General features: G+C 67.1%; 1 protein-coding gene and 1 pseudogene. One reads left to right on the top strand and one right to left on the bottom strand.

The window, feature by feature from the left end:
* Positions 1-347: squalene/phytoene synthase family protein (locus AC07Z7_RS25110; protein WP_494768050.1), on the bottom strand; the 347-nt coding region annotated here is incomplete at its 3' end.
* A gap of 194 nt (positions 348-541) precedes the next feature.
* On the opposite strand from AC07Z7_RS25110, the pseudogene AC07Z7_RS25115 reads away from it, so the two are divergent.
* Positions 542-809, top strand: a pseudogene (locus AC07Z7_RS25115) (efflux RND transporter periplasmic adaptor subunit); the annotation flags it as partial.

Genomic DNA, 809 nt, shown 5'->3' on the forward strand with positions numbered 1-809 from the left:
GGCAGGAACACGCTGGCCCAGCGGGGCGAGGGTGGCTGGCCCTGGGCAATCGCGCGCAGGTCGGCAAGGTAAGTGGCCAAGTCGGCCAGGCGGGTAGCGGGTGTGGCATCGCCTTCGTCCGCGATGTCGTCGGCCGTGCGGGCAAAGGCGTAGATGGCGGCGATGGGCTGGCGCAGGTGGGGCGGGCACAGCAACGAGGCGACGGGGAAGTTCTCGTAGTGCGTCACGGGTGCGGCCAGGACCGTGGAGGGCGCAGGCGCGGTGGAGGCACTGGCCGGAGCCGCAGCAGGTGCAGCTGCCGGGGGTGTTGGGCTGTAGGGGTTGGAGGGGCTGTGGCGGTTGTTCACACCCCGGATTGTCGCTTGACAAGGTGGGGGCGCTTCTCATAGATTACTAACCGGTCAGTCAGTAATCAAGAGCAATTCTTTTCAGGGACAAGGAGACTGGCCCCCATCCCGTTGCAGTGCAGGTCGCGAGGCCCGTGCTGCGCGTGCTGTCCGTCGCTTCTTCCTTGTGGCCCTTTTTAATCACCGGATTTCCCATGCGCACACCCTCCGCTTTGCGGCCCCTCCAACGGCAACCCCGGTTCTTGCTGGTGCTGGCCACCGCCTCTTTGCTGGCCGCCTGTTCGCGCCCCGCACCGCCCGAGGAGCCTGTGCGCTCCGTCAAACTGCTTACGGTGGGCGTGGGTGCGCTGCAGTCCAGCCTGGAGTATTCGGGCGAGGTGCGGGCGCGGGTCGAGTCGCGCCTGGGCTTTCGGGTGGCGGGCAAGATCGTCAAGCGCCAGGCCGAACTGGGCCAGCATGTGA

Source organism: Acidovorax sp. GW101-11A03 (assembly GCF_059424825.1).